Raw genomic sequence first — 25,237 nt, forward strand, 5'->3', positions numbered from 1 at the left:
TTGTGGAGATCCGCTGCCCCTGTGGCCTTGGTGAGTGCTGTACTGCTGACTGCGAGTGCGTGCGGTGGTTCCGCCAGTGGATCCAGCGACGGTGGCGTCGAGGGCGACCTGTCCGGCACCATCAGGGTGGACGGTTCCAGCACGGTGGCTCCGCTGTCCACGGCCGCGGCCCAGCTGTTCCAAGGGGAGAACCCCAAGGTCAGGGTGACCGTGGGCACCTCCGGTACGGGCGGCGGGTTCGAGAAGTTCTGCGCCGGCGAGACCGACATCTCCGATGCCTCGCGCCCGATCGAGCCGGATGAGAAGGCGGCCTGCGAGAAGAACGGCATCGCCTACGAGGAGCTCCAAGTCGCGAACGACGGGCTGTCGGTCGTGGTGAACAAGGACAACGACTTCGCCGAATGCCTGACAGTCGAGCAGCTGAAGAAGATCTGGGAGCCCGGCTCCAAGGTCGACAACTGGAATCAGGTCGACCCCGAGTTCCCGGACGAGGAACTCGAACTGTTCGGCCCGGGCACCGATTCGGGCACGTTCGACTACTTCACCGATGTGATCAACGGTGAGGAGGGTGCCTCCCGTACCGACTACTCGCCGAGCGAGGACGACAACGTCACCGTGCAGGGGGTGTCCGGCTCCAACGGCGGCATGGGTTACTTCGGCCTGTCTTATTACGAGGAGAACAAGGACGAGCTCAAAGTCCTGAAGATCGATGACGGTGACGGCTGTGTGGCGCCGACCTCCAAGACCGTACAGGACGGCAGCTACAAGCCGCTGTCGCGGCCGCTGTTCATCTACCCGAAGGCGTCCTCGCTGGACAAGCCGGAGGTCGAGGGGTTCGTCGAGTTCTATGTGGAGAACAGCGCCGAGATCGCCGAGAAGGCCCAGTTCGTACCACTGAACCAGCAGCAGCAGGCCGAGTTGGACAAGGACCTGGAGAAACTGCGGGAGCAGCACGGATCATGACCTCGGCGGGAAGCGGGTACAGGACCGTGTCGGGAACCCCCGGCTTCCTGAAGCGGTCTCAGCCGCGCTACGGGGAGCAGGCCGTCAAGGTGCTGCTGGTGGCCGCCTCGCTGGTCTCGGTGCTGACCACCGTCGGCATCGTCATCGCGCTCGTCCCGCCAGCGGTCGAGTTCTTCGGCAAGGTGGACTTCGGTGACTTCATCACCGGTACCGACTGGTCGCCTCTGTTCAAGCCGCCGCACTTCGGTGTCCTGCCTCTGGTCACCGGCACGCTGATGGTCACGCTCATCGCGCTGCTGGTCGCCGTGCCGCTGGGCCTGGGCGCGGCGGTGTACCTGAGCGAGTACGCCCGACCTCGGGTGCGCACGTTCTTCAAGCCAATCCTGGAAGTGCTCGCCGGTATCCCCACCGTCGTGTACGGGTTCTTCGCGCTGCAGGCCGTCACTCCGCTGTTGCAGGACATCTGGCCCGGCGGCGAAGGGCCGCAGGTCTTCAACGCTCTCTCGGCGGGCTTCGTCATGGGCATCATGATCATTCCGACGGTCGCCTCGCTCGCCGAGGACGCTATGAACGCGGTACCGAACGACCTGCGCGACGGTGCGTTCGCGCTTGGATCGTCCCGTATGCAGGTCTCCACGCGGGTGGTCTTCCCGGCCGCGCTGTCCGGCGTCGTCGCCGCGATCGTGCTCGGCGTCTCGCGTGCGATCGGCGAGACGATGATCGTCGCGGTCGCAGCGGGTGGCCGCCCCAATCTGTCCTTCGATCCCCTTGAGGGCATGCAGACGATGACCGCCTTCATCGCGGCGGCCGGCATCGGCGACCTGCCGACCGGCTCCACCGGCTACCAGACGATCTTCGCGGTGGGGGCCCTGCTCTTCGCCATGACGCTGGTGATGAACCTGGTCAGCATTCGCCTCGTGCGCAAGTACCGGCAGGTGTACGAGTGATGGGCACCACCGTCCTCGACAAGGGACCGGAGGCCGACGTCCCGGACTCGCGCCGGCTCAGGGGCGACGGCATGCCGTGGCGGGAGCGGTTGTTCCAGCTCGGCCTGTGGGCCTCACTCGCCGTCGGTGTGGTTTTCCTCTGCTGCCTGCTCGTGTACGTCGTGGTGGCGGCATGGCCCCGGCTGGATGCCCGGATCCTGACGAACTTCCCCGACATCATCGACCCCTCACAGGGCGGCGCCCAGTCGGCGATCATGGGCACTATCTGGGTGATCGCCTTCACCGCGCTGTACTGCCTGCCCGTCGGCTTCCTCACCGCCATCTATCTGGAGGAGTACGCCGACCCGGTACGCTGGTGGAACCGTGCGGTCGAGATCAACATCCAGAACCTGGCGGCGGTCCCGTCGATCGTCTACGGCATCCTCGGGCTCGGCATCATCTCCCGCGGGCTCGGCTTCGGACAGACCGTGCTCACCGCCTCGCTCACGCTGTCGCTCCTGGTCCTGCCCACGGTGATCATCGCAGCGCGGGAGGCGATCCGGGCCGTACCGCCGTCCATCCGCGAGGCATCCCTGGCGCTGGGCGCCACTCAGTGGCAGACCATCTGGCGCCAGGTACTCCCGGCCGCGGTGCCCGGCATGGCGACCGGCTCGATCCTCGCCCTGTCCCGGGCCATCGGTGAGGCAGCCCCGTTGCTGCTGCTCGGCGGGCTGACCTTCATCACCTTCAACCCGACCGGCCCGGACAGCCCGTTCACGGTGCTGCCGATCCAGATCTTCAACTGGATCAGCCAGTCCCGTGCCGAATTCGTCTCACTCGCCGCCGCGGCGATCGTGATCCTGCTGGTGATCCTGCTGGCAATGAACTCCCTGGCCATCTGGCTCCGCAACCGCTACTCCCACCGCTGGTGACCGCGCCATGACCTCACCGCCCCCTCCATTCCTTCAACGCCTTCGTCGGCGGGCCTTTCGGTCCGCGCGGGCGCCCGCCGCAGCCTCTCCATCCGAAACCTCCGTTCCCACCAGCGGCACTACGATCCCGCAGGTCTCCTATCGTGATGCCCCGCCCTTGACCACTCCGGTCTTCGAGGTGGGCGGCTTGTCGGTGTTCTACGGCGACCACGAGGCCGTCCGCGACGTCAACATGACCATCGGGGTCCGCCAGATCACCGCGATGATCGGCCCGTCCGGCTGCGGCAAGTCCACCGTGATCCGTTGCTTCAACCGGATGAACGACCTCATCCCCACGGCCCGAGTGGTCGGGAAGATCCGCTACCACGAGGAGGACCTCTACGGCCGGGACGTCGACCCGATCGAGGTGCGGCGGCGCATTGGCATGGTCTTCCAGAAGCCCAACCCGTTCCCGAAATCGATCTACGACAACATCGCCTACGGGCCTCGAGTGGGCGGTTTCAAGGGCGACCTCGACGACCTGGTGGAGGAGACCCTCACCCATGCCGCGCTGTGGGACGAGGTCAAGGACAAGCTGAAGACCTCGGCGCTGGCCCTGTCGGGCGGGCAGCAGCAGCGGTTGTGCATCGCGCGCACCATCGCGGTCAAGCCGGAGGTGATCCTGATGGACGAGCCCTGCTCGGCCCTGGACCCGATCGCCACGGCGAAGATCGAGGACCTGATGGAGCACCTGGCCCAGGAGTTCACGATCGTCGTCGTCACACACAACATGCAGCAGGCCGCGCGCGTCTCGCATCGCACCGCGTTCTTCACCACGGACATCGGAGGCGAGGGTGAACGGCACGGCCGTCTGGTCGAGTACGACGAGACGGCACGCATCTTCTCCAACCCCGCCGATCAGCGGACCGAGGACTACATCACGGGTCGAATCGGCTGATGCCCGTGTTCGATGCATCCGTCGTCGCCATCACCTTCGGCGCCACCTGCGTCACCGAACTGCCCGACAAGACGGCTGTGGCTGTTCTGCTGCTCGCGACCCGCTACCGGGCCGGCTACAGGGTCGGCCATGGCAGTGCACAGGTCTTCCTGGGACGGTCGGTTTCCCGCCAGGGCTAGTGCGGACAGGACGGCCGCCCACTGCAGGTCGGTGCGTCCCCAAGCGTGGGCGCAGTCACGCAGGGGCTGGACCGCTCCTAGAACAGCGGTGTGCGCGAAGGCATCGGCCAGACTGGTCAGTTCCGGTTCGCTGCAGCCGTCCAGCGCCTGGTGGAGCAGGGTCGGCAGGCATACCGCGGCGGCCACACGAGAGAGGGTCGAGTAACGCATCGGGGCCGTTTCCTCTTCAGGCCGTTTCCTTGACCTCGGCCATCGCCGGAACACTTCCTGAGCAGCGTCAGGCTCTCCACAGCAGAGACGGCAGAGACGTCGCCCTACCCGCGCCCGCACCGCCGTGCCGGTCTCTGCACTGCCTCCACCCCGGCTCGTTACTCGACTGTCCGGCTGTGGATGGCAGCCCATGTCGCGCAACCAGCAAGTGGGACAACGAACCGGCCGGAGACACCGTCGGTCTGGACACGGTTGCGTCGTCCCGGTCCCTGTCCGGCCCCTGGACCTTGGTATCGAGCCTCAGACAGTCAGACGTGTACGTCGTCGGCGCTGACACCCCCGCCCTGGCACTGAGGCATCACCGCCGAAGACCTGGCCGACGCGGTACGCCAGCTCGTCAGCGACCTGCACATCGAACCCCTCAGCACCGATGCCGCCGTGTGGGGCGCGGTGACCGACGAACGCTACGCCCTGATCGCAAGGATCTGACCGCATGGACGTGGCGGCCCCGACTCGCCTGACGTCGGGGCCGCCGTGCGGCATGGCCACTCACAAGTGGCTCCGCTTCATCCGACTTGGCGCATGCGGGGGTCGGCTCGCCATTCGTCGGTGAATTCGCGCAGGGCTTCGAGGTCGAACTCGGCGCAGGTCAGCGTGAGGTAGGCATGGACGGCCTTGAGGGCCGGTTTCTGGTCCGGGGCGGGGCCTCCGACCACGCGACCCGATTTCGGGTTGGTGACGTAGTTGCGCAGGGCGTCCAGATCGGCGGCGGGCAGCTGAGGCCGGTACTGGACGATGACGTATCCGTCGCCGATGACATGGCCGAACCCGGACTCCGGAGCGCGCGCGCCGGGTTCGGTGAAGTCCGTGGGGTGTCCGGTATTGCCGGTGAACGTCTCGGTGCGGTCGCGGACCTGGCAGCTGCCTTGAGCCTGCGCCGTCTCGGACTGGTCGCCGAGGACGACCAGCGTTGCGGCGGCCACCACGCCGCATGCCACGAGAGCGGCCTGCGCGACCCGGATCACGCGCCCTTCAGGCGCAGTTGCGGCGGGAGCCTGCGAATGCCGGCGGCGAGGGCGACGAAGACGGCGACGGCGGCGATCTGCCCGATCTCCACGCCGACGTTGAACGCCAGCACCCGTGCGACCTTCCCGCCGTCGGGCAGGTTGAGGTCCTGCAGGCGGGTGGCCAGACCCAGGCCGTGGACGAGGCCGAAGCAGGCGACAGCGGGCGCGAATCAGCGGCGCTCGCCCGCGCCGAGCAGTCCGACGACGCCGGCGAAGACGCGGCTCAGCGCGACGACGACGTCCACGGCCACCGGGTTCAAGCGCCAGCCCGCGAGGGTCGCGATCAGCAGTGTGGTGCTGTGGCCCAGGGCGAAGAGGCTGATCAGGCCAGCAGCACGGCGGGCGACGCCGCCGGTCGCAGATGGACCTGACTGCCGGTGGCGGAGAACAAGCCGACTACCGGGCACGCCCAGCCGACCGGGAGTGATGCGGCATGCCCCCGGCCGGCTCTCGACGTCACCGCGCCCGTCGACGCGCCGCGCAGGAGGATGTATGACGGCTGTGGCAGCCACAGGGCGTCCTGCGCTTTTTCAAGATCACCCCGAAGGGACGCCAGCCCCCTCGTCGCCCGTGCGGTGCGTTCTTCCGAAATCGCCCTCAGGAGCGCTCACCTGGGTAAATGATCAAAGGAGTGCGGCCGCTGGGCCTGGCCGGATGACCCATCTGTCCGTATGCGTGTTGCAGCCCTGACGGTCTGTCGGTTTCCTCATGAGCGGAGCACAACAAGGCGCCGCGCACTCCGGCCGGCCACTGTTTCTCGGAGGAACTTCATGCGTATCAAGTGGGCAGGCACCGGCATCGGCATCGGTTTCCTTCTCGGTACCGTCGGCCTCTCGAGCCCGGCCGCCGCAGCCGCGAACGGCCCCACCGGTGATCCAGGTATGCACATCAGCCCGCGCCATGCCGCCCCAGGTTCCACCGTCACGGTCAGCACCAGAGCCTGTGGCTCGGAGGTCTACGGGAAGGGCGAGTCTGAGGCAGGAGGCAAGTTCCATCTCCTCCCAGGCGACCGGGAGGGTGTACTGACCGGCGAATTCAAGGTGCCGGGCGGCACCGCGACCGGCGGTTACACCATCACTCTGAAGTGCCCGCCACGAGTCAAGATCACGGGCACATATTGGGTCGGCACCGGCAACCCCAGCGGCGCGATCGACGCTGGTTTCGGGGCGGCGGACGACAAGGGCACGCAACTTGCCCTCGGGGCGGTGCTGCTCGCCGGAGCCGCCGCCGGCGGCGCGATCAAGATGCGCCGCCCCAGGGCCGGCGCCCGCGTTTGACGCTCTGCCCTGCCGGCCCAGCCCCCAGGCCCGTGTCCGAGGGCTGGGGGGATCATCGCGAAGCGGAGGCTCCACAGCGATGGAACCGAGGTACGAGCCCTGCGGTCCTTCCCCCTCGTCCACCCCGTCCGCCAAATATCTCGTCTACGCTCTACTGGCGGGCATGGTGCTGGTGATCACGGCGCTCCGGGGCGAACAGCCTCCGCAACCTTCGACCGCGCAGTCCTCCTCCCCCGTGCCACCCGGGCACAGCAGCACCGCCTCGACCCGGTATCCCTTTGTGCCGCCCCTGCCCCCGTCGGCTCCGGTCCGGCTGCGAATCCCCGCCATCGGCGTGAATGCCCCAATGACGAAACTGGGCCTCGACGACACAGGAGCACTGCGCCCACCATCGGCCAATATGCCCCACTTTGCCGGGTGGTATGGCGCCGGTACACCTCCTGGCTCAGTCGGCACAGCCGTCACTACGGGGCATGTCGACACGCCGCAAGGCCCCGGAGTCTTCCACCGCCTCGGAGCACTGGCCAAGGGCGACACCATCGAGATCATCAGGTCAGACCGGCGGACAGCCGTCTTCACGGTCGACGCTGTGGAACTCTACGACAAGAAGGCGTTTCCGGATGAGAAGGTCTACGGCAGCTCCCACCGGCCCGAACTGCGCGTGATCACCTGTGGGGGCCCATACGCCGAAGAAACCGGCTACCAGGGAAATGTCGTGGTCTTTGCGACGCTGACCGCGGCGTAGAACGATGGCGGTGCCGCTGAGCAGGCCGACGTTCGTCCTCGCCTGCCTCCGGCTCCGGGAACGCCTGCGCGTCGAGCTCGCGCATCGCGCGGATCTGCCGCCGCACCGCTTGGGCGTCCTCGGTATCGCACGGGTGCAGGATGCGCAGGTCAGCGGTCATCATGCGGCCGTCCGCTGGGCGGGTGCAGTCGTCGACGACCGCCTGCAAGATCTGTACGTCCAGGCCGGGCTAGTGAGGTCGGCTGCGCAGGACGTAGGAGAGGTGTCGGCTTGTCAGGCGTGGTCGTGGAGAGTGACTTGGTAGCCGTCGAGGTCGGCAAAGGTGAATGTCCGGCCGAAGGGGCCGTCAGTCGGCGCGGAGACGATGGTGTGACCGTCGGCGACGAGCGCGTCGTGGATGGCCTGGACGTCGGTGGCGTGGAGCCGCACAGGCAAACCGTCCGAGGCTGCTCTCATGACGCCGTGATCGGCACGGCGTCCGACTCTGTGAGGAGCCGTCCATGTCCCCGACCGTCACCGCTGGCTGCCGCCGGCCTTTGTCAGGTGCTCTGGCCGCCGGGGCACCGTCCCGGCCTGTGTGGCCGGGACGGGGCGCGCGGCTCACGCGGCCAGCCGGTGAGCGGCGAGTGCCGAGGGCGCGAGGTAGCTGCTGGGGTTCACGGGCGTGCCGTCGAAGCACTCCAGGCAGCACCCGAGCCGCGCGGACGGACACAGACGGCGGCTTTGACGGAATCCTCGTCGGTGACGTCAAGCTGAACGAAGCGGGCGCCGAGCCTCTCGGCCGCCGCCGGCCGCGGTGGGCATCGCGTGCCCCGACGTAGACGTCGGGGAAGGCTCACGGCCGTTCGCCCCGGGTGAGGATGACGGCGTAACGGCACTCGGCTGGACTGTGGTGGGCGAACATGCACGGGACCGGCTCGCCCCGTTCGATGGTGTCCGCCGCGTCGAGTTCGTGCACCGTGTCGCCCTCATGGAAGGTCAGCCGGTCGTCGAGCACCCAGACGACCGGATGAACGCGAAGGCCGCGACCGGGTACGGCACGCGGGCACCGGGCGGAAGACGGACTTCGGCGACCTCCGCCGGGAAGCTCGGCCCGGTGAGCTGGCGTCGGCGGTACCCGGTTGCGGGATCGCGCCGCTCCAGGACACCGGCCAGGCGGCCAGCCCTCGCGGCCGCATCCCCGCTGACGGGGATCGCAACCATGGTCGTCTGGCCCGCTTGGCCTGCGTTGCCGACACGGTGCCTTGTGATCCGGGAGGAGCTCAGGGCAGTGCGTCAGCGGCCGGCGGGGTGGTGTCGTCTCCGGTGGGGCTGACGAGTCCGGTCTGGTAGGCGACGATGACGGCTTGGACGCGGTCGCGGAGTCCGAGTTTGGCAAGGATACGGGCGACGTGGGTTTTGACGGTGGCCTCTGACAAGTGGAGGTGGTCGGCGAGCTCGGCGTTGTTCAGCCCTCGGGCCAGCAGTTGCAGGACTTCGAGTTCACGTGGGGTCAGTGCGGCCAGGTCGCGGTGGATCGCGGTGGTGTGGGAGTCGTTTCGGGCGAATCGTTCGACGAGACGGCGGGTGATGGCCGGGGCCAGCAGCGCGTCGCCGGAGCGGACCATGCGGACGGCGGCGACGAGCTGTTCGGGTGTGGTGTCCTTGAGGAGGAAACCGGCGGCCCCCGCGGACAGGGCCGCGTAGACGTAGCGGTCGAGGTCGAACGTGGTCAGGATGATCACACGTGGTTCATGGTCCGTTCCGGTCAGAATGTGGCGGGTGGCTTCCAGGCCGTCCAGTTCCGGCATGCGGATGTCCATCAGGACCACGTCGGGTCTGGTGCGCCGGACCGCGTCGACGGCTTCCGTGCCGTTGGTCGCCTCGGCGACCACGTCGATGCCGTCGGCCGTGAGGATCATCCGGAAGCCGGTGCGGACCAGTGCCTGGTCATCGGCGATCACCACGCGCGGCGAGCAGGTCACGAGGCCTCCAAGGGGATCAGTGCGGTGACGCGGTAGCCGTCGGCGCAGTGTGGCCCGGTGTGCAGGGTTCCCCCATAGACAGCGAGGCGCTCGCGCAGGCCGATCAGCCCGCGTCCGGCTCCGGTGGCGCTGCCGGTGGTCCTGGGGGTACCTGGTGTGCCGCCGGTGTCGGTGACCTCTACTCGGAGGTGGGTGGCTGTGTAGTCGACGGTGACCGCCGCGCTCGCGCCTGCCGCGTGCTTGACCGTGTTGGTCAGTGCCTCCTGCACCACCCGGTAGGCGGCCAGTTCGATCCCGGACGGCAGCGGACGCCTTTGTCCGGTCACCGTCAGCTTGACCGGCATCCCTGTCTTGCACACCCGTGCGACCAACGTCTCCAGCTGGCCCAGCCCCGGCTGTGGCGCCAGATCCACCATGCCGGCCGGGCCGGGGCTGTGGGGGTCGGCAGGGGTGTCCGGGGTGAGCAGCCCCATGACGTGGCGCAGTTCGGTCATCGCCGCCCGGCCGCCGGCCTCGACCGCGAGGAGCGCCTCGCGGGCTTGGTCGGGGTGAGCGTCCATGACTTTGCGGGCGGCGCCGGCCTGGATGACCATCACGCTGACGTTGTGCGTCACCACGTCGTGCAGTTCGCGGGCGATCCTGGCGCGTTCGTGTTCGATCGCGCGGCGCAGCGCCTCGGCTTGTTCACGTTCCATCGCGGACAGGCGCCTGCGGCCCTCGTCCGTTCTGAGCTTCCAGGTGCGCAGGCCGTCGGCCGCCACGACGATCGGGACCAGGATCAGATACGGGGCGTACTGGTCGGGGACAGTGGGCAACGCCGAGTCCGTGCTGACCAGGAGCACCGCCATCCCCAGGCTTGCCAGGGCGGGAATCCGGTGGGGGCTGTAGGCGGCGGCACTGTAGGCGGCGACGACGCAGGCGTAGAAGGTGAGCCGCGGTGCATCGTGTGGCGTGACCATGACGGCGGCCAGCACGATCCACAGCACGGCGAGCGGGTACCGGCGACGCAGCGTCAGAGGTGCCGAGGCGATGATCGCCACGATCACCGGACCGATCCACTCGCCCGGCGCGGCCACGGGCCGGTCTCCTCGGTCGACGATGCCGGTCATGTTGTCGAGTACGTAGTAGACGGAGCCGACGCCGATGGCCAGCGCCATCGCTGCGTCGAAGGTCCGGCCGCGCCGGGTGGGCCGCGGCGGCGGACCGGTCGGGCGCGTCAGCAGGGCGAACCACTCCCCCAGTCGGTCCGGTTTGACCCGCTCCAGCAGTCGGTCCGCCATAGGCACGGTCGTCACCGGCTCATTCTCGCCGACGTCCCCGGCGGCGACATCCGTCCATTTGATCAGCGTGATCCTCCGGGATACATCGATCGACTACATCGCGAGGATGACGCCGTACGGCCTCCTCCCGGCGAGGTACCGGAAACAGCCCCGGCGGCCGACGCGTCCGGACCTGCCCGCTCCTAGCGTCCATGGAACCGGAGTTGGCGACCGAAGGAGAAACGACCATGACCGCGCCACTGACCAAACTGCCCGCCGTGAGCCGTGGCGACGAGACCAGCACCCCGGGCAGCCCACCGTCGGCACCCCGGAACCGGATCCTGCGCCGCGGCCTGGCCGCCCTGGCCGGGCTCCTCGTCGTGGGGACGTGCGTGCCCGCCTCCGCCGCAGACGCGTCCACCGCGGCTGATCCCGCCGAATCGCCGGCCGTATCGAGCGGCACACCGCATCTGCCCGGGCCCACCGGCCCCCTCGTGGTCAGATCGCTCGCGGCTGCAGGTAGCGGGCCAGTAGGTCGTCCAGGCTGACCAGGCCGGTGAGTCGGCCGGTGTCGTCGCAGACTACGGCGAGTGAGGCGCGCTGCCGGCGGAGTACGTCGATCGCGTCGGCCACCGTGGCGTTGTCCGCCAGCTCCGGTACGGGACGGGCGAGGGCGCGAGCCGTGACGGCACGGCCCCGGGTGCGGGCGACCAGTGCGTCGCGGGCGTGGACCGGATGGTGGGGCCGCTGAACAACGTCAGGGCCACCGGGAGGGGCGGGGTGGGCAGGAAAGCCGGTGCGGCTGCATGTGAGGGAACCGCCCAGACCGGCCCGTCCCACATGCCTGTCGGTCCTCTCTGGGCCGTTTCCAGTACGGGCCGTTTTCGCGTCTCAGCTCGGACTGCACCCCATTCGGGCGGCCCCCGTACCCACCCGCCAGCCCGGCAGACCCGCCTACTCGAAGGTCCTCGGGTAGCACTTCTGATTCCTCGTGTCCTGCCAGCGTCCCGAATCCGGCGCCCAAGGCCCCGTACACGCCGCCCGCGGAAACGTGCCCCATCGCCGGACCACGACATCTGCGCAGGTCAGAGCGATGTGAACTCACACTGACCGCACCGGAGCCGAACTCACGAGCAGCGGATTCCACCCGTTCAGGCAAAGTTGACGATCCGACGGAACAAAATGAACGTTTCCGCAGGTCAGAGGCCTGCTGAAGTGGGGCGGGTGGGACTCGAACCCACGGCCGACGGATTATGAGTCCTTTGAGGATCTTGGCGGCCCTTGTCGATCAACGCTCATCTTGGTCGTTTTCCCGGGTCAGGATGGTTTTGATGCCTCACCCCTTCCCGGCCCTTGTCAGTCTTTTCCGATCCTTGTGTCCAACCTGCGTCCCGAACGCGTCCTGGATGGACCGGTCCGGCTGCCGCCGCGGCCGTACTCCCAGCTGGGACACAGGCGCCGGGACCGAGAGCAGCGGATTCGCCTTCCATCGCGCGAACATCTCCACCCCGACAGTCGGGGCGGAGCCTCTATGACGGGTGTCGTTACTGACTTCGGCTCGTCAGGGTGAATTGTCCCGGAGTGCCTGATGGTCCCTAGGTCTCGGGTTCGAGTCCCGAAGGCGGCTCTGTGGAAGCCTCAGGACTCACTCGCCGTGACCTGGGGCTTTTGCTTTTGGGGAGGGGCCGGATGGTCGGTTGGGCAGAATGTGCGGACGGTCTACTCCGTCGGTGTCCGGCTGAAGATGGCGATGTCGTTGCCGAAGGTGCAGACCACCAGACCTTCCGCAGTGACTGCCACCGCCCCGCAGGGTCCCGGAAGGTACAACACCCCCATGGTGTCGTGCTTCGCCAGGTCCCAGAACCGCACTGTTCCGTCCTGGGAGCCGGTGACGGCGACCGGCCGACCGGCCAGCATGGTGCATTCCACCGCCCACACCCTTTCCGTGTGGCCGGTCAGGGGTCGGCCGACGGGTTGGCCGGTGGTCAGGTCCCACATTCGTACCGTCGTGTCGAGGGAGCCGGAGACGGCGATCGGCCGACCGTTCAGGACGGTGCACGCCACCGCGCTCACCGAACTGGTGTGACCGGTCAGGGAGCCGATGGGTTGACCGGTGGTCAGGTTCCACACCCGTACCGTCGTGTCCTCCGAGCCGGTGACGGCGACGGGCCAGCCGTTCAGCAGCGTGCACGTCACCGCTTCCACCGCTTCGGTGTGACCGGTCAGGGTGCCGACGGGGTAGCCGTTGGCCAGGTCCCAGACCCGTACCGTCCGGTCATAGGAGCCGGTGACGGCGATCGGCCGACCGGCCAGCACCGTGCATGCCACCGCGCGCACCGCGCTGGTGTGACCGGTCAGGGCGCCAAAGAGTCGGCCGTCAGTCAGGTCCCACACCCGCACCGACATATCTGTGGATGCGGTGGCGACGGAAACGGCGATGGGCTTTCCGTCCAGCACTGTGCACGCGAGGGCGCCGACCAAGTGGGTGCCGGCGCCTGACCACTGGCCGATGGGTTGGCCGGTGGTCAGGTCCCACACCCTCATCGTGTCGTCCCAGGAGCCGGTGACGGCCACGGGCCGACGGTTCAGCACCGTACACGCCATCGCACGAACCTCTGCGGTGTGGCCGGTCATGGGTCGGCCGACGGGTTGGCCGGTGGTCAGGTCCCAGACCCGCACCGTCCGGTCTAAGGACCCGGTGACGGCGATGGGCCGGCCGTCCAGCACAGTGCACGCCACCCCCGTCACCGTGCTGGTGTGGCCGGTCAGGGGCTGGCCGACGGGTTGTCCGGTGGTCAGGTCGCAGACTTGCGCGGAGTAGTCCATGGCACCTGAGACAGTGGCGGCGACGGGCCGGCCGTCCAGCACGGTGCACGCCGCCGCCTCCACCGAGCCGGTGTGGCCGGTCATGGGCCGGCCGACGGGTTGGCCGGTCTTCAGGTCCCACACGCGCGACGTCCTGGCATCGGAGTAGGTGACGGCGACGGGTCGGCCGTCCAGTTTCGTGCACGCCACCGCGAGCACCGCGCGTATCGTGAGAGGGACAGTCAGGGAGCCGATTTGTCGGCCGGTGGTCAGGTCCCACATCCGCGCTGTCCGGTCCCAGGAGCCGGTGATGGCGATGGGTCGGCCGTCCAGCACGGTGCAGGCCACCGCGCACACCCTTTCGGTGTGGCCGGTCATCGGCCGGCCGACGGGTTGGCCGGTTGTCAGGTTCCACACCCGCACTGTCCGGTCGACGGAGCCGGTTACAGCGATGGGTCGGCCGTCCAGGCTCGTGCACGCCACCGCTGTTATCGCTCCGGTGTGGCCGGTGATGGGTGGGCCGATGGGTTGGCCGGTTATCAGGTTCCACACCCGCACTGTCCGGTCGACGGAGCCGGTTACAGCGATGGGTCGGCCGTCCAGGCTCGTGCACGCCACCGCTTCCACCCATTCGGTGTGGCCGGTCATGGGCTGGCCGACGGGTTGGCCGGTCGTCAGATCCCACACCCGCACCGTCTTGTCGCGGGAGCCGGTGACGGCGCTGGGCCAGCCGTCCAGGCTTGTGCACACCACCGCTGTCACCGCTTCGGTGTGGCCGGTCAAAGTGTTGCGCAGCGCGGGGGACAGCGTTCCACCGGATGAGCTCAGGGGTTTCCACGCATGCTCGGTCGCTTTGCTGTTGAACGCCGCCAGTGCGGTTGGGGTGTTGTAGCGGGCAGCGTCCAGGGCGAGGATCTGACGGCGTTCCTCCACGCCTGCGTGGCGGTGGGTGGCGATGGAGGCGCGGTAGATCGCGGCGGCGAGCCGAGCGGATTCCGACTGCACGGTGTGCAGGTGGATCATGAGGGCGTCGGGGTTGGCGTGAACCAGGTACTCGGGGTCGGTGACGAGATCGTCGAGCAGGCCGCCGTGGGCGGCGTGGGTGGCCAGGTGGCGCAGGGTGTAGGGGTGGGCGCGCTTCCAGTCACGGTCCCCGTCTGGACCGTAGGGCACGCGGTCGAGCAACGCGCGGGTGAAGGCCGCGTGGATGCCGACCGTGTCGATTCCTTCGCGTAGGTGCTGGGCGAGGGATTGGTGGTAGAGGCGGTAGGCGGAGCGGTCGGCCTCGGTGGCCTCGACGACGTATGCACCAGCGGTGCGGCGCAGCCACAGCAGGTCGTCGTCGGTGTAGGTGCGGCCGGAAGTGGTGCCGGCCAGGGACGCCCAGAGGTCTTCCCAGGGCAGGCCCTGGCCTTCGGCGAAGGCCAAGGGGCGCAGCAGGTCGGCTGCGCGGACGGCATTGTCGCCGAGGCGTTCGGCCAGGTCGCGATGCATGGCGTCGCCGGGCAGGCGGGGCAGGCCGGCCCTCCATGCAGGATCGTCGGGGTCGGGCAGTTCGGGGTTGGCGGCCAGGGTGCCCGCGGTGATCCGGGCGACGAGGAAGGACCGTCCGGCTGCAGCGGCGACCTGGCGGGCGATGGCCAGCCGTAGGGTGTCGGGGCAATTCAGGTAGGGGGAGCCGGGGTGGGCCTCGATGAGATTGCGGACGGTATAGATGAGCAGGGCGTCGGGGTCCGCGTAGCGGTCGGCGTCGAGGTCGATCTGCTGTTCGCGGGGGAGGCCGAGGCGGTCCAGCAGGTGCGGGCGGGTGCCGAGCAGCAGGCGGATGCGGCCGGCTGCGTGGTCGATCAGGGGGCGCAGGATGCCGCTGCACAGGGTGTCGGGGGTGGCGGCCTCGTCGAGGGCGTCGACCAGCACGGTGAGCGGCCTGCCGTGTGCTGTGAGGAGGGGTGCGAGGGCTTCGAGGAGTTCGCCGGGGGTGTTGTGGGCGGGTAGGTGCGCTGCGGCGGCGATGCCGTGCAGGACCTGTTGGTCGGTCAGGTTCTGGGCGTAGATGGTGACGTCGACGGCGTCTTCGGCGGGAAGGATCTGCGGGTTCAGACCGAGGCTGTCCAGGGGAACGGCGCGGCGGCGGTCCGGGTGGGTCAGTGCGGCGATCAGCCCCAGTACGGCTGTCTTGCCGGAGCCGGGGCCGGCGGTGATGGCGAGCGCCGGCCGGCCGGGGCGCGGGCCGGCTTGCTCCAGCCACTGGGTGATCTCGAGAAGTGCTTGGTGGCGGCCGGAGAACCACCAGCCGACGCGGTGGGGGTCGGAGCTTCCCATGGCCCGTACCAGGAGGCGGGTGCGGAACTCGGTCTCGCGGCGTTCCGTGTGCTCCTGCCATTCGGCGGCCTGCTGGATGCCCAGGTCGACGCCGGTCAGGCGGACATCGTGGCGGGGGTTGGGCAGGAACGGTGGCACCGCTCCGGTCAGGGCGATCTGGGTCAGGCCGATGCGCTGGTGGCCGGGCCGGTCTGGGTGGTCATTCATTTGCTGGACCACGGTGTCCAGCGGTAGTGCCTGCGGTCCGTGGCCTGCGGTGGCGAGGCTGGACACCGCTTGTCCGAGCAGGTGGGGGAAGGCTCCTGTTTCAGCCTGCTCGTTGGACTGGGCGGAGGCGACCACGACGAACCCGGATCCGGACTCCTGGCCCCACCGGCGGCTCATCCGGGCCAGTGCGGACGTGGCAAGTTCGTTGCCGCCCTGGCCGGAGTAGCAGGTGTCCAACAGCAGCATCAGCCGCCTGACGTCGGTTCCCAGGAGCATCTTGCGGGCCAGGGTCAGGGTCGGCAGGGCGTCTTCGATGTCGTCGGGGTCGGTGTCGGCGGTGAGCAGGACGTGTTCACCGCCGTCGTCGAGGATCTCGCCGTGTCCGGCGATGTATACCGCGATCAGGTCGTCCGGACGGCGTTCGGGGGACTTGCAGAACGCACGCAGCCGCTGGGTGAGCTGGTCGCCGGTGGGGTCCAGGCCCAGCACCGGGGCAAGCTCGTAGCCGAGCTGGCCGGTGAAGAGTTCCACGATGCGTTCGCGGGCCTGTGCCAGGTTGGGCCGATCCCATCTCAGATGGGTGGGCGCCTTCGGATAACGGGTGATCGCGGTGGCGATCAGTAACCGGCGTGGGGCGGAGTCCGCGGACTCAGCGGGCATCGAGGCCTCCGGCGATGGCCGCACCGGTGCGGCCATCGGTCAGGTAGGCGGTGGCGTCGTGGGCGTGCGAGCCGTTGTGGACCACCACCCCGCTCACCCGCTCGCCGAACAGGGGCCGCAGGTCTTTCACCAAGGCGACGACGTCCCCCTGGTCGGCCAGATTCGTCCATGCCAGTGCGTCTCCGCCCGGCCACGCACCGGTTGGGGCCGGCGCGGGCTGCAGGCGCTCGAAGACCATCCTCAGCCCCAGCGGTGAGCCCAGGGTCACCAGGGCCCGCACGCCGTGCCCGTCAAGGGCGCACAACGTCTCGTAGGCCACCACCGAGCCCAGCGAATGCGCCACCACCACACGGGTGTCGTCTCCGATCGCCGCGGACACTCGGTCCCGGGCCGCCTGCCGCAGCCCGGGCTCCAGCAGATACCGGCGAGTCTGCTTCACATCGAAAACAAGCGCCCGCAACCCCAGACCGGAGAAGAACCGCGACCGGGACAAGGCCCGCAGCGCGGCCTGCACCGACCGCGGCGTACGCGCCAGGGTGTCGCCGTCCGGCGCCACCACCTGATCGTCCACCGCCGCGGCGGCCTGCCACCACGCGAACAACAGGTCCTGCTCGAACCCGCTTTCCACATCGGCGGCACCGTACACAGGATCGCCGACCGCCAGCGTCTCGCCCTGCGGCCGGAACAGGTCCCCGTAAAAGCCCATGGCGAGATCTCCGGACGCCAGCGCGGGGGCGCCGACCCGGCGCAGACCATCGCGCAGTGCCGGAAGCCAGTCCTTCAACAGGCTTTCCTCGCCCAGCAGTTGCTTGCCCACCCCATGCACACCGACCACACGTGCCACGCCGCCCCCCCACCACCGTGTCGTCCAGCCCGGACCACTGTAGAAGCACACGACGCCGTCGGCACCGGCACCGGCACCGGCACGTACAAATCGGGACTGTAAAACGTTCGGCTCTGTTCCGTAGTCGGTGGTGACGGTGCGTCTCCTCATTGCAGGAGGATGCGGTGACGGAGGAGGTCGAATCCTGCTCGGCCGTATCGTCGGCGAACCAGACAATGCCGCAGGGTCGGCCCCGCACGCGCGGGGGATAGGTCCGCGATGGACGCTGGCACCGGTGAGAACACCGTTCGGCTCCGCACGCGGGGCACTTGGTGGTTTCCCGAGTGGTCGGCGAGGGCGCGTTCTCGCTCCACACACATCTGCACGATCAGGTGGCGCGCCATGACGGCGCGTTCGAAGTGCACTCCGCCCGGGCGGCTCGTGGCACTGTTCAACGTGGCCGCCGCGGGCCCCCGGCGGTGGCGACGGCGACGGCCAGCAGGAGGCCGAGTGTGTCGGTGACGATGTGCCGCTTGCGTCCGACGTTTTTCGTCGAGGGTCATGCCAGCCGTGACGAAGCGTCACCGGCCTGATCTTGGCAGAGCCGCTGTTTGGCCGCCGCTGAGAACGCCTGCGGCGCCGGATCACCTCCGCTCGAGCGGAGGTGATCCGGTGAAGAACTCTTGCCGCATGAACCGCGCTGTGTCTTCTCCGCGCGAGCGGAGGTGATCCGGCCCAGGGGTGAGTTGGCGCACGAACGGCTTACGTCCTCGGGTCAACTTGCTCGCGTCGTGGCTTCCGCGGCCGGAGTCGCCGCCGGTGCCGGGCCAGGCGGTCACCTCGCCCGGCACCGGCGCAGAACCAAGCGAGGAGAGCACCTGATCACCTCGTCCCGCTATGCACCCCGCTCGCCCGCATTACCATCACGGGCAACTGCGGGCGGGCGCGCGAACCGCGACGCCAGCCGGTCCTGCAGCCGGGCGTGCCGGAACTGGTACACCGCCCCGGCTTGGCGGAGGACGCCTCGGCGGGCGGCGTCGGCCAGGAAGGTGTTCACCTGCCAGGGGAGCTGACCGCGCAGTGGCAGCCAGAGCCGGGAGAACAGCACCCATCGTCCCCAAACCGTGCCCGCGAGGGTCAGGGGCAGCGCCACGATCGGGCCTATCCCCACCTGCCCGAGGAAGAATCCGCCCGCGTACACGGCGACGCAGGCCGCCAACCAGAAGGTCAGCGTGATGATGCGACTGCGTGCCAGGAGGTGGGCGGGGGTTCTGGCCTCATGCTGGTCGCTGGCCGTGAAGAAGGCGTTGATGAAGAAGATGACGACGAAGGTGGCCGCTGCGGTGACGAGAGAGGCCTGGACTCCACCGATCAATAGGCCGGGGATGGCTCCCAGCGGTGTGTACGCTCCGCAGCTCGCCACCGCACGCTCCAGGTCGACGGGTTTCGGGCGCAGTCGGAACCGGCCGAGTCCCTGCCGCTCCCTGGCAATGTACGGATAGATCAGGCTGGCCAACGAGCCCGCGCCGGCCCCGAACAGGGCCCCGGCGGCTGGCCCAGCCGGGATGAACGCGCCGTTGACCGCGCCCCACAGAGCCCCCCAGACGATCATGACAGCGGTGAAGATCCGCACCTGGATGTGATGCGGGACGGTATCCGCCAGGCGCCACCAGGCGAGGTCGCGAGTGCCGAGGGCGTTCATGTCCGCACCCAGGCGGGCGAGCCACTTCTCTACATGCTCCGGGCGGTAGCGTACGGACTTCTCGCCCTGGAACCTCCGGGGCGGGCGCGTCGGGTAGTGGGCGGGCACGAAGCCGTCCAGCAGGAGGTCCTCGACGGCGGGGGCCATGGACAGCCGGCCGTCCTCCAGCAGCTCCGCCGGATCCCTGCCCTCCTTGGGTCGGTAGGCGCGGTGGGCCAGGGCAGCCATGAGCGGATTGGCCAAGATGCCGCGCAGGTGCCCCGCCCGCGGGTCGTCGTCGCGAAGCCGCTGGACGATGGAGTCCCACGCCACGGGCGCTCGGGCCAGATAGGCGGCAACGTCCGTGGACTCGAGCGGATGCAGGGTGACGACGGCCGCCGCCCGCAGAACGCTACCGTCGGCGGTGACGTGCTGGAACGCGGACTCCCGCATCACCATCACCAGGGGTCGTGCCGGCTCGCGGTTCAGCTCTGCGAACGCTTCCTCCTGACAGTCCTCGTGCATCTCGTCGAGCCCGTCAAGAATGGGCAGGAGACGGCCCTGCGCCATCAGCCAATGGGCGAGGGTGCCGCCGTCGGCAGGCGCGGGCGTGCCCAGCTTGCTGTAGGTCTCGTGCAGCCACTTGACCAGCCAGTCTCCCAACGAGACCCGTTTCGGATTCCAGTTGCCGACCGGCACCACAACCGGAATGACATCGTCCGAGCGCCCCAGCAACCCCTGCGCCAACCGGGCCGCGAACACGCTCTTCCCGCTGCCCGCCGGCCCGATGGCCAGCAGCCGGTGCGATGTCACTGCGTCATACAGCTGTAAGGGGTCGGTGAGGTCGTCCAGTTCGGCAGGTGGCTCGACGGCGGCCTCCCGAAGGCCGGAGACGGCCCGACCGGGAGGCGTGACCACGTTGACCCATCGGTCGACGCCACTCCCCCGCAGCAGGCTCCAACGGACCGTCATCGGCGCCGGATCGTCGACCGCTTCCAGGTACGTCCGCAAGTCGGTGACAAGCGTCGCGCGGAACTTCTTCACTGCCTGGCCCGCCGCCTCGGCCTGCTTCTGGGCGCGACTGGGGCTCAGGTTGATGGTCGTGTTGACGTCACGGACATCCCCTTTGACCTCGAGGGCGCCCCTCCAGAACCAGGGGCGCCGGACGGAGCTCATGACGCCGCTCCTTGATCCCGCCCGTCGACCTTGATTCGCACGCTCCCAGTGACATTTCCCTTGACCAGCGCGGATCCTGGCGCTGCGGCGGCGTCGGTGCCGGGACTGACCGCATACGGGGATGCCTCCATGCCGGACACCTCCGTCGACACGTCACCACCCACGTTGCCGCCGACTGCGACGCCTGCGAGTCCCGTGACGGACAAGGGCCGCGTCGCGCCGGTGTCCGGTTCCCGTGGCGGGGTCGCACGCTGGAGCATCAGCCCGAGCACGCTCGTAACCATGGCGACAAGGGCCCCGACCAACGAGATCACCTTTTCCGCCCGGTCCAGGGTCTGCCCCGGAAGGGACACCACGAACAGCAAGGCGCACAGCCCGGCGAGGAACAGCGCGCCGAATATCGTCAGCTTGAGTGGTTGGCTCATCTCAGCATGATGAGCGACCCTGACCCGATTCATGCACAGATGATACGAATACGCTATTTAGAGACTGAAAGTGATCGAATCCATTCAAGAAGTAACCGGATACCCATTAGGGATCTTGGCGACCCTTAGGTCTAGTCCTGTCCTTGTGATAGTCGGGGGGCCATCCGGGATCGCGTCAGCCCAGGCGAGGCCCTCGAACTTGCCCGCGGCGGATCGCCCTTCCAACGCAAAGCTCCCCCTGCACGTGGGGCGGACCCTCACCGCGCTCGCCACCGCACAGCTCCCCCCTCGTTCACGAGCGTCGCCGAGATGGCCATCGCTCGCCCGCACTCGCGCGGCCCTGTACGCCGCCCAGTTGGCCGTCGACTTCGGCGACCACGAGATCCTCCGCGACCTGCCCTTCCCCGTCTTCCAGATTCAGCAGGCCGAACCCGCACTTCCGTTCGCCGTCGCCGAAACCTCCGCACCCCCGACACAACCGGCATTCGGCGGCAAGGACGTCGCCCAGGCCGCCGGACAACTCGCTGGAGTGTGCCGGGGCCGGATGTACGGGCGATCCGCTGCCGGACGGCCCCGGGGACGCACGATCCCACGCACATCAGGTTCACCGATCCAAGTGATCGCCCACGTCTAGTTCTCCGGTCCACCCCCGTAGCAGACCGGCCGACCGCTACAGTGGTCCCCGCCGCCCACGCGGCTGGGGGCATCGGGGGAAAGTGTTAAGCCCAAGGCCGTTGTCGCAGGCCAGACATCGTTTCGTCACTCTGTCGGGGCCAGCCTCCTCATTGCCACGCTCCTTGGCGACCCGCAATCTCGCCGCTATGGCACCCTCGCTCGTCGTCATGAGTCTTCGGCTCTGTGAAGCAAGACGGGGATGGATCCCTACGCAAGGGCACTTGCCAGCAGTGATGCCCCTGCGAGCAGTGCGAACAGTTCAAGAACTTCCGAGCCGTCGCCACGCGCTTCGACAAACGGGCGTACGTCTTCCACGGGACGGTCACCGTGGCCGCGATCCGCCTATGGCTCCGTCCGCAGTGAAACGCCTCGTTCAGAGCTTATCGGCACCTGGGTAGTGGTGGCGCAGTTCGCTGAGTAGGCGCGCGTCGACAGCCCTGACGTCCCAAGATGAGCTGTCGAACTCGGTCTACCAGGGTGAGCGGGTGTCGCGGCGTGCTTCTGGGGTCTGCTCGGGCAGAGCCGTGTTTTGGTCGGTGCGCAGCAGCATGCCCGGGTCGGGTTCGAAGTCCTCATTGGGCGGTGCCGGCTGGTGGAAACGCTCGGTGCGCGGAATGGTGACTTCCACCAGCCGGCCCTCCTGGAACATCCATAGCCCGAAGCAGTCGTCGTCCTGGTCGCGAAGCAGAACTTGCACCGTATGCGGATGCGGCCACGGCAGCGACTCCAGGTGCCTGAGCAGGCCCTTGCGGGCACGTATTTTCTCGAACTCCAGGGCCCACCCGAACTCGTAGCCCCAGTGCCCCGCTATCGGGACGAAGCGACCCCGCCACGTGCGTTCCGGGTCGTCCTGGGTCAGCGGTTCCATCACCTCGTCCGACCAGCGGGCGAGCACGATGACCTCGGCGTCTCTACTCATGCCGGAGTATCATCGCAACCGCCTGGTCCACCGCAACCAAATTCCTCAACCGGCCGACGCAGGCAAGCGTGGGCGGATTGGCGACGAGCTCTCAGTGCCAGCGAGCCCGACGACGGCGCCTTCGGAGAAGCTCATCTGCGCCTAAGCCACGGCCCTGATCAGCTCACACGACCCATCGGACAGCCCCTAGTCGGCCATCCGGTTCAGTCGCCTTCTTCTAGCCTCGAACCTTCTTGACGGCTCGCCAGTGCAACTGGCGGGGCCGTTTCGGTTTGTTGGGCTGATGGTGGGTAGCACGAAGGCCCGGCTGTCGCGTCGGGTGGGCGCCGGGTTCCACAGTTCCGGCGGGGTAGTCCTGTTCGCAGGGAAGGGAACGTGCTGTTCAGCCGGGTTTCGGCAACGCTTTGAGCCGGGTCAGGGCCTCGGTGATCACGCCGTTCCATGGCCAGTCGCGGGCGAGTCGGAGGATGCGGCGGCGACCGGTAATGACCAGCTGGGCGGCGGTGGAGAACAGCCGCAGGCGGAGCCGACGGGGTTCCCACGGGCGGAGCTTGCCGGTCAGGGCGAGCATCGGCATCCAGGCGAGCAGGTCCAGGGCGATCTGGACGATCTCCAGCCAGATCTGGTTCTGCGCCATGTCATGAAGCGGGAGATTACGCAGGCCGGTGGCGCGGGCGGCGCGGATGCGGTCTTCGGCACGGGCGCGCTGGCGGTGACGCAGTTCCAGCGCGGCGATCGGGACGTTCTTGGTGTTGGTGGCGAAGCAGGTCAAGCGCGTGCCGTCGGTGTCGGTGAAGCGCAGTTAGGCGCCGGGGTGTGGGCGTTCCCTGCGGACGATCAGCCGCATCCCTTCGGGCCAGCCTTTGAGGCAGTCTCCGTCGAGTTCGGCCACCCAGGCGCCGTCGCGGATCTGGCCGCCGGGTTCGACGGCCGCCGTCCAGGCCGAGGCGGGGACCTTCAGGACGGTCTGATGGATGGCGTCGGTGATGGTCATGCCGACCGAGTAGGACAGCCACCGGCCCCGCGCGGACAGCCAGTTGCCGAACTCGTGGGTGCCCCCGCCCGAGTCGGTGTGGAGGAGCGTCCGCCGTCCACGGCGGTACTTGTTCGACAGCTGCTTCAAGGCGAGTCCGGCCGCTTCTATGTGGTCTGCCGCAGTGTTGCTGCCCGCGTTGCCCGGTCGCAGCAGACCGGCCACGGGTTCGCCGGACCCGCCCTGGCCGTGGTCGACGAACGCCATCAGTGGGTGGTGCCCGAAGGTCTTCTTCCAGGTCGCGGCCGCATCCTGCTTCTCGGAGTGTGCGATGACGAGCACCCCGTCCAGGTCCACGGTCCCCTGACCGTCGGCGTCCCGAGCTGCCTGACCGGCCAACGTCCAGACGTGTTCACGTACTTCGGCCCGGGCAGTGCGGACCGCTGTCAGGGCCCGATTCCCGCCCGACGCGAGGGTGTCGATCAACCGGGAGACCGTCGGATCGGAGGCCACCGGCCCGAACACCGCAGGCTCGACCCGAAGCATGCCCACATCCGCCAGGCAGTCCCCGCCCAGCGCGAGGGCGAACGCCACATCCAGCAGGGCCTTGCCCGGATCATGCACCGCCCGCGACTTCCGCCACGGCGCCAACGCCGCCGACATCGCCCTGTCCAGACCGGTCTTGCGGATCGTCTCCACCAGCAGCACACCGCCAGCCTGGGAGACGACCCCGCGACCCCCACCTTCGGTACGGACACGCGGGTAGGACCCCGATACGCTTCTTCACCTGAAAGTGCCTCTTTCACGCGACGACCTGGACCCTAGAGGAGTCCCATCGTTGCAGGTCAGGAGCACTCTCCGTGTTTCTGATCACCTACCGGACGCCCTGCCACGTGAAGCTCGAGACCAGGCACAGTTCTGGAGTCCCTCCCCGACACCGGAAGTGCGTCAGTAGCCGGTGCCGCGCTTGACCTGCTCTCGCTCGATCCCGTGGGCTGCACCCTTGTCGTCCAACGTGCGGCACGCGTCCTCGATGTCCTGACTCAGGCGGTCGACCTGCTCGCGGCTCAGGGTCTCCTTGACCAGGGCACGCAGGATCTTCACCTTCTCGGCGTTGGGCAGGAGCGTGTATGCCGGAACCATCCAGCCGCGCTCGGCCGAGAGTTGCCAGGCGATGTCGGACTCGTCGTAGGCGTGCTTGCCGGCGAGACGGAAGGCGACCAGCGGCAGCTGTTCGAGGTCGCTCCCGATTACTTCGAAGCGGCCGCTGCTGCGCAGGTTGTCCGCCAGTGCGCGGGCGTTCTCCTGCATGATCTTCATGACGTAGGTGTAGCCCTGTCGGCCGAGCCGCACGAAGTTGTAGTACTGCGCGAGCACCATCGACGCACCGGTGGAGAAGTTCAGTGTGAACGTCGCGTCGGTCTTGCCCAGGTAGTTGTAGAACACACTCAGCTACCGACTGTCCGCAACCCGAGCAGCTGGGCTGGTCAAGCCGTCCTCGACCGCCCCGACATCCTGTCGACATGAACCACGGGGCACCCACGAGTGGACCGGGACCGTTTTCTCTTGGGGCAGTTCCTGGCGCCCAGGGGGCGCGGGGAGGACGAACGATCCCGGCCCGCAACGCTGAGGCCGGTAGGACGATCCGTAGCCTCCCACCGACGTGTCACACCTCGTGGTCACGTCTCAGAGCCTCGTCACGCGACTCATCAAAAAGCCCCTGGGCCGTTTTCAGTACGGGCCGTTTCCAGTGCCCCCGGCTGAGCTCAGCAGCGGCTCTGGGATCCAGGGGCTCAGGCCCAGCCTCCTGCCGCCTCACCGTGCCGATTTACCTTCCCACCCATGACGCACGTCGACTACACGGCTGACGGAACATCCCCTTCCGTTTCCCTGTGTCCTGCGAGCGTCCCGAATCAAGCACCCGCCCAGCCACAGGAGCCATGTGCGGCGGGTTCACCGCCAACAGAATGGAACATCATTGCTGGTCAGAGCCGTCCGAACACCAACGCCAGCCACGAGGCTGAACTCACGAGCAGCGGATTCGGTCCGTTCAGGCAAAGTTGACGACCCGACAGGACAAAATGAACGTTTCCGCAGGTCAGAGCCCTGCTG

17 protein-coding genes and 6 pseudogenes are annotated in these 25,237 nt (G+C 68.3%); 8 read left to right on the plus strand and 15 right to left on the minus strand.

All coding sequences use genetic code 11. The features are described 5' to 3' along the window. Positions 1–30 precede the first annotated feature (30 nt). The 5 genes from JIX55_RS17305 (at position 31) to JIX55_RS17325 (ending at position 3,937) form a co-directional block, all read left to right on the plus strand. Positions 31–963 carry a PstS family phosphate ABC transporter substrate-binding protein gene (locus tag JIX55_RS17305; protein WP_257564225.1) on the plus strand — a complete coding sequence of 311 codons (933 nt, stop codon included), beginning with the start codon at positions 31–33 and terminating at the stop codon, positions 961–963. Continuing rightward, a complete protein-coding gene (pstC, locus tag JIX55_RS17310) occupies positions 960–1,910 on the plus strand; it encodes a phosphate ABC transporter permease subunit PstC (protein WP_257564226.1) in 951 nt (316 codons plus the stop codon). The genes JIX55_RS17305 and pstC overlap by 4 nt, the downstream gene beginning before the upstream one ends. Continuing rightward, on the plus strand, positions 1,910–2,821 hold the full coding sequence (gene pstA / locus JIX55_RS17315; RefSeq protein ID WP_257564227.1) for a phosphate ABC transporter permease PstA: 912 nt from the start codon (positions 1,910–1,912) through the stop codon (positions 2,819–2,821). Before pstC ends, pstA begins: the two co-directional genes overlap by 1 nt. 157 nt (positions 2,822–2,978) lie before the next feature. Beyond that, a complete protein-coding gene (pstB, locus tag JIX55_RS17320) occupies positions 2,979–3,758 on the plus strand; it encodes a phosphate ABC transporter ATP-binding protein PstB (RefSeq protein ID WP_257564228.1) in 780 nt (259 codons plus the stop codon). Beyond that, the gene (locus tag JIX55_RS17325) at positions 3,758–3,937 is read left to right on the plus strand and encodes a TMEM165/GDT1 family protein (protein WP_257564229.1); all 180 of its coding nucleotides are present in this window, start codon (positions 3,758–3,760) and stop codon (positions 3,935–3,937) included. Before pstB ends, JIX55_RS17325 begins: the two co-directional genes overlap by 1 nt. Positions 3,938–4,713: 776 nt before the next feature. On the opposite strand, the gene JIX55_RS17330 is transcribed toward JIX55_RS17325, so the two are convergent. Then, positions 4,714–5,172, minus strand: a complete 459-nt coding sequence (locus tag JIX55_RS17330) for a DUF3105 domain-containing protein (RefSeq protein ID WP_257564230.1) — start codon at positions 5,170–5,172, stop codon at positions 4,714–4,716. Next, positions 5,169–5,726: pseudogene (locus JIX55_RS17335) on the minus strand (HupE/UreJ family protein). The gene JIX55_RS17330 and the pseudogene JIX55_RS17335 overlap by 4 nt, the downstream one beginning before the upstream one ends. Before the next feature lie 258 nt (positions 5,727–5,984). Here JIX55_RS17335 and JIX55_RS17340 point away from each other — a divergent pair. Both JIX55_RS17340 and JIX55_RS17345 read left to right on the plus strand, forming a co-directional pair. Continuing rightward, a complete protein-coding gene (locus tag JIX55_RS17340) occupies positions 5,985–6,491 on the plus strand; it encodes a sortase (protein ID WP_257564231.1) in 507 nt (168 codons plus the stop codon). 163 nt (positions 6,492–6,654) lie between these two features. Continuing rightward, a complete protein-coding gene (locus JIX55_RS17345) occupies positions 6,655–7,236 on the plus strand; it encodes a class F sortase (protein WP_257564232.1) in 582 nt (193 codons plus the stop codon). Between the two features lie 273 nt (positions 7,237–7,509). Here JIX55_RS17345 and JIX55_RS17355 read toward each other — a convergent pair. The 10 genes and pseudogenes from JIX55_RS17355 to JIX55_RS17395 all read right to left on the minus strand — a co-directional run. Beyond that, positions 7,510–7,674 (minus strand): annotated as a pseudogene (locus tag JIX55_RS17355) (VOC family protein); the annotation flags it as partial. Positions 7,675–7,952: 278 nt separating this feature from the next. Further along, a pseudogene (locus JIX55_RS51450) lies at positions 7,953–8,059 on the minus strand (short-chain dehydrogenase); the annotation flags it as partial. Positions 8,060–8,071: 12 nt separating this feature from the next. Beyond that, the gene (locus tag JIX55_RS17360) at positions 8,072–8,233 is read right to left on the minus strand and encodes a hypothetical protein (protein ID WP_257564233.1); all 162 of its coding nucleotides are present in this window, start codon (positions 8,231–8,233) and stop codon (positions 8,072–8,074) included. Positions 8,234–8,498: 265 nt separating this feature from the next. Then, positions 8,499–9,200: a response regulator gene (locus JIX55_RS17365; RefSeq protein ID WP_257564234.1), complete on the minus strand. Its 702-nt coding sequence runs from the start codon at positions 9,198–9,200 to the stop codon at positions 8,499–8,501. Beyond that, positions 9,197–10,480 (minus strand): sensor histidine kinase, encoded by a 1,284-nt coding sequence (locus JIX55_RS17370; protein ID WP_257569359.1) that lies wholly within the window; start codon positions 10,478–10,480, stop codon positions 9,197–9,199. Before JIX55_RS17370 ends, JIX55_RS17365 begins: the two co-directional genes overlap by 4 nt. A 477-nt stretch (positions 10,481–10,957) precedes the next feature. Further along, positions 10,958–11,191, minus strand: a pseudogene (locus tag JIX55_RS17375) (CBS domain-containing protein); the annotation flags it as partial. A gap of 987 nt (positions 11,192–12,178) precedes the next feature. Further along, positions 12,179–16,453 carry a caspase family protein gene (locus JIX55_RS17380; RefSeq protein ID WP_257564235.1) on the minus strand — a complete coding sequence of 1,425 codons (4,275 nt, stop codon included), beginning with the start codon at positions 16,451–16,453 and terminating at the stop codon, positions 12,179–12,181. Further along, positions 16,443–17,447 carry a hypothetical protein gene (locus tag JIX55_RS17385; RefSeq protein WP_306820013.1) on the minus strand — a complete coding sequence of 335 codons (1,005 nt, stop codon included), beginning with the start codon at positions 17,445–17,447 and terminating at the stop codon, positions 16,443–16,445. Before JIX55_RS17385 ends, JIX55_RS17380 begins: the two co-directional genes overlap by 11 nt. Before the next feature lie 724 nt (positions 17,448–18,171). After that, positions 18,172–20,001 carry an NACHT domain-containing protein gene (locus JIX55_RS17390; RefSeq protein WP_257564236.1) on the minus strand — a complete coding sequence of 610 codons (1,830 nt, stop codon included), beginning with the start codon at positions 19,999–20,001 and terminating at the stop codon, positions 18,172–18,174. 128 nt (positions 20,002–20,129) lie between these two features. Then, positions 20,130–20,591 carry a hypothetical protein gene (locus JIX55_RS17395; RefSeq protein WP_257564237.1) on the minus strand — a complete coding sequence of 154 codons (462 nt, stop codon included), beginning with the start codon at positions 20,589–20,591 and terminating at the stop codon, positions 20,130–20,132. Positions 20,592–21,488: 897 nt separating this feature from the next. On the opposite strand from JIX55_RS17395, the pseudogene JIX55_RS17400 reads away from it, so the two are divergent. Beyond that, positions 21,489–21,596, plus strand: a pseudogene (locus tag JIX55_RS17400) (IS5/IS1182 family transposase); the annotation flags it as partial. Positions 21,597–21,702: 106 nt separating this feature from the next. Here JIX55_RS17400 and JIX55_RS17405 read toward each other — a convergent pair. From JIX55_RS17405 to JIX55_RS17415, 3 genes and pseudogenes are all read right to left on the minus strand, one after another. After that, positions 21,703–22,152, minus strand: a complete 450-nt coding sequence (locus JIX55_RS17405; RefSeq protein WP_257564238.1) for a hypothetical protein — start codon at positions 22,150–22,152, stop codon at positions 21,703–21,705. Between the two features lie 382 nt (positions 22,153–22,534). Continuing rightward, positions 22,535–23,896 (minus strand): annotated as a pseudogene (locus JIX55_RS17410) (IS1380 family transposase); the annotation flags it as partial. 177 nt (positions 23,897–24,073) lie between these two features. After that, on the minus strand, positions 24,074–24,571 hold the full coding sequence (locus JIX55_RS17415) for a pyridoxal-dependent decarboxylase (RefSeq protein WP_257564239.1): 498 nt from the start codon (positions 24,569–24,571) through the stop codon (positions 24,074–24,076). Positions 24,572–25,237 lie beyond the last annotated feature (666 nt).

Source organism: Streptomyces sp. DSM 40750 (genome assembly GCF_024612035.1).
GTDB lineage: Bacteria > Actinomycetota > Actinomycetes > Streptomycetales > Streptomycetaceae > Streptomyces.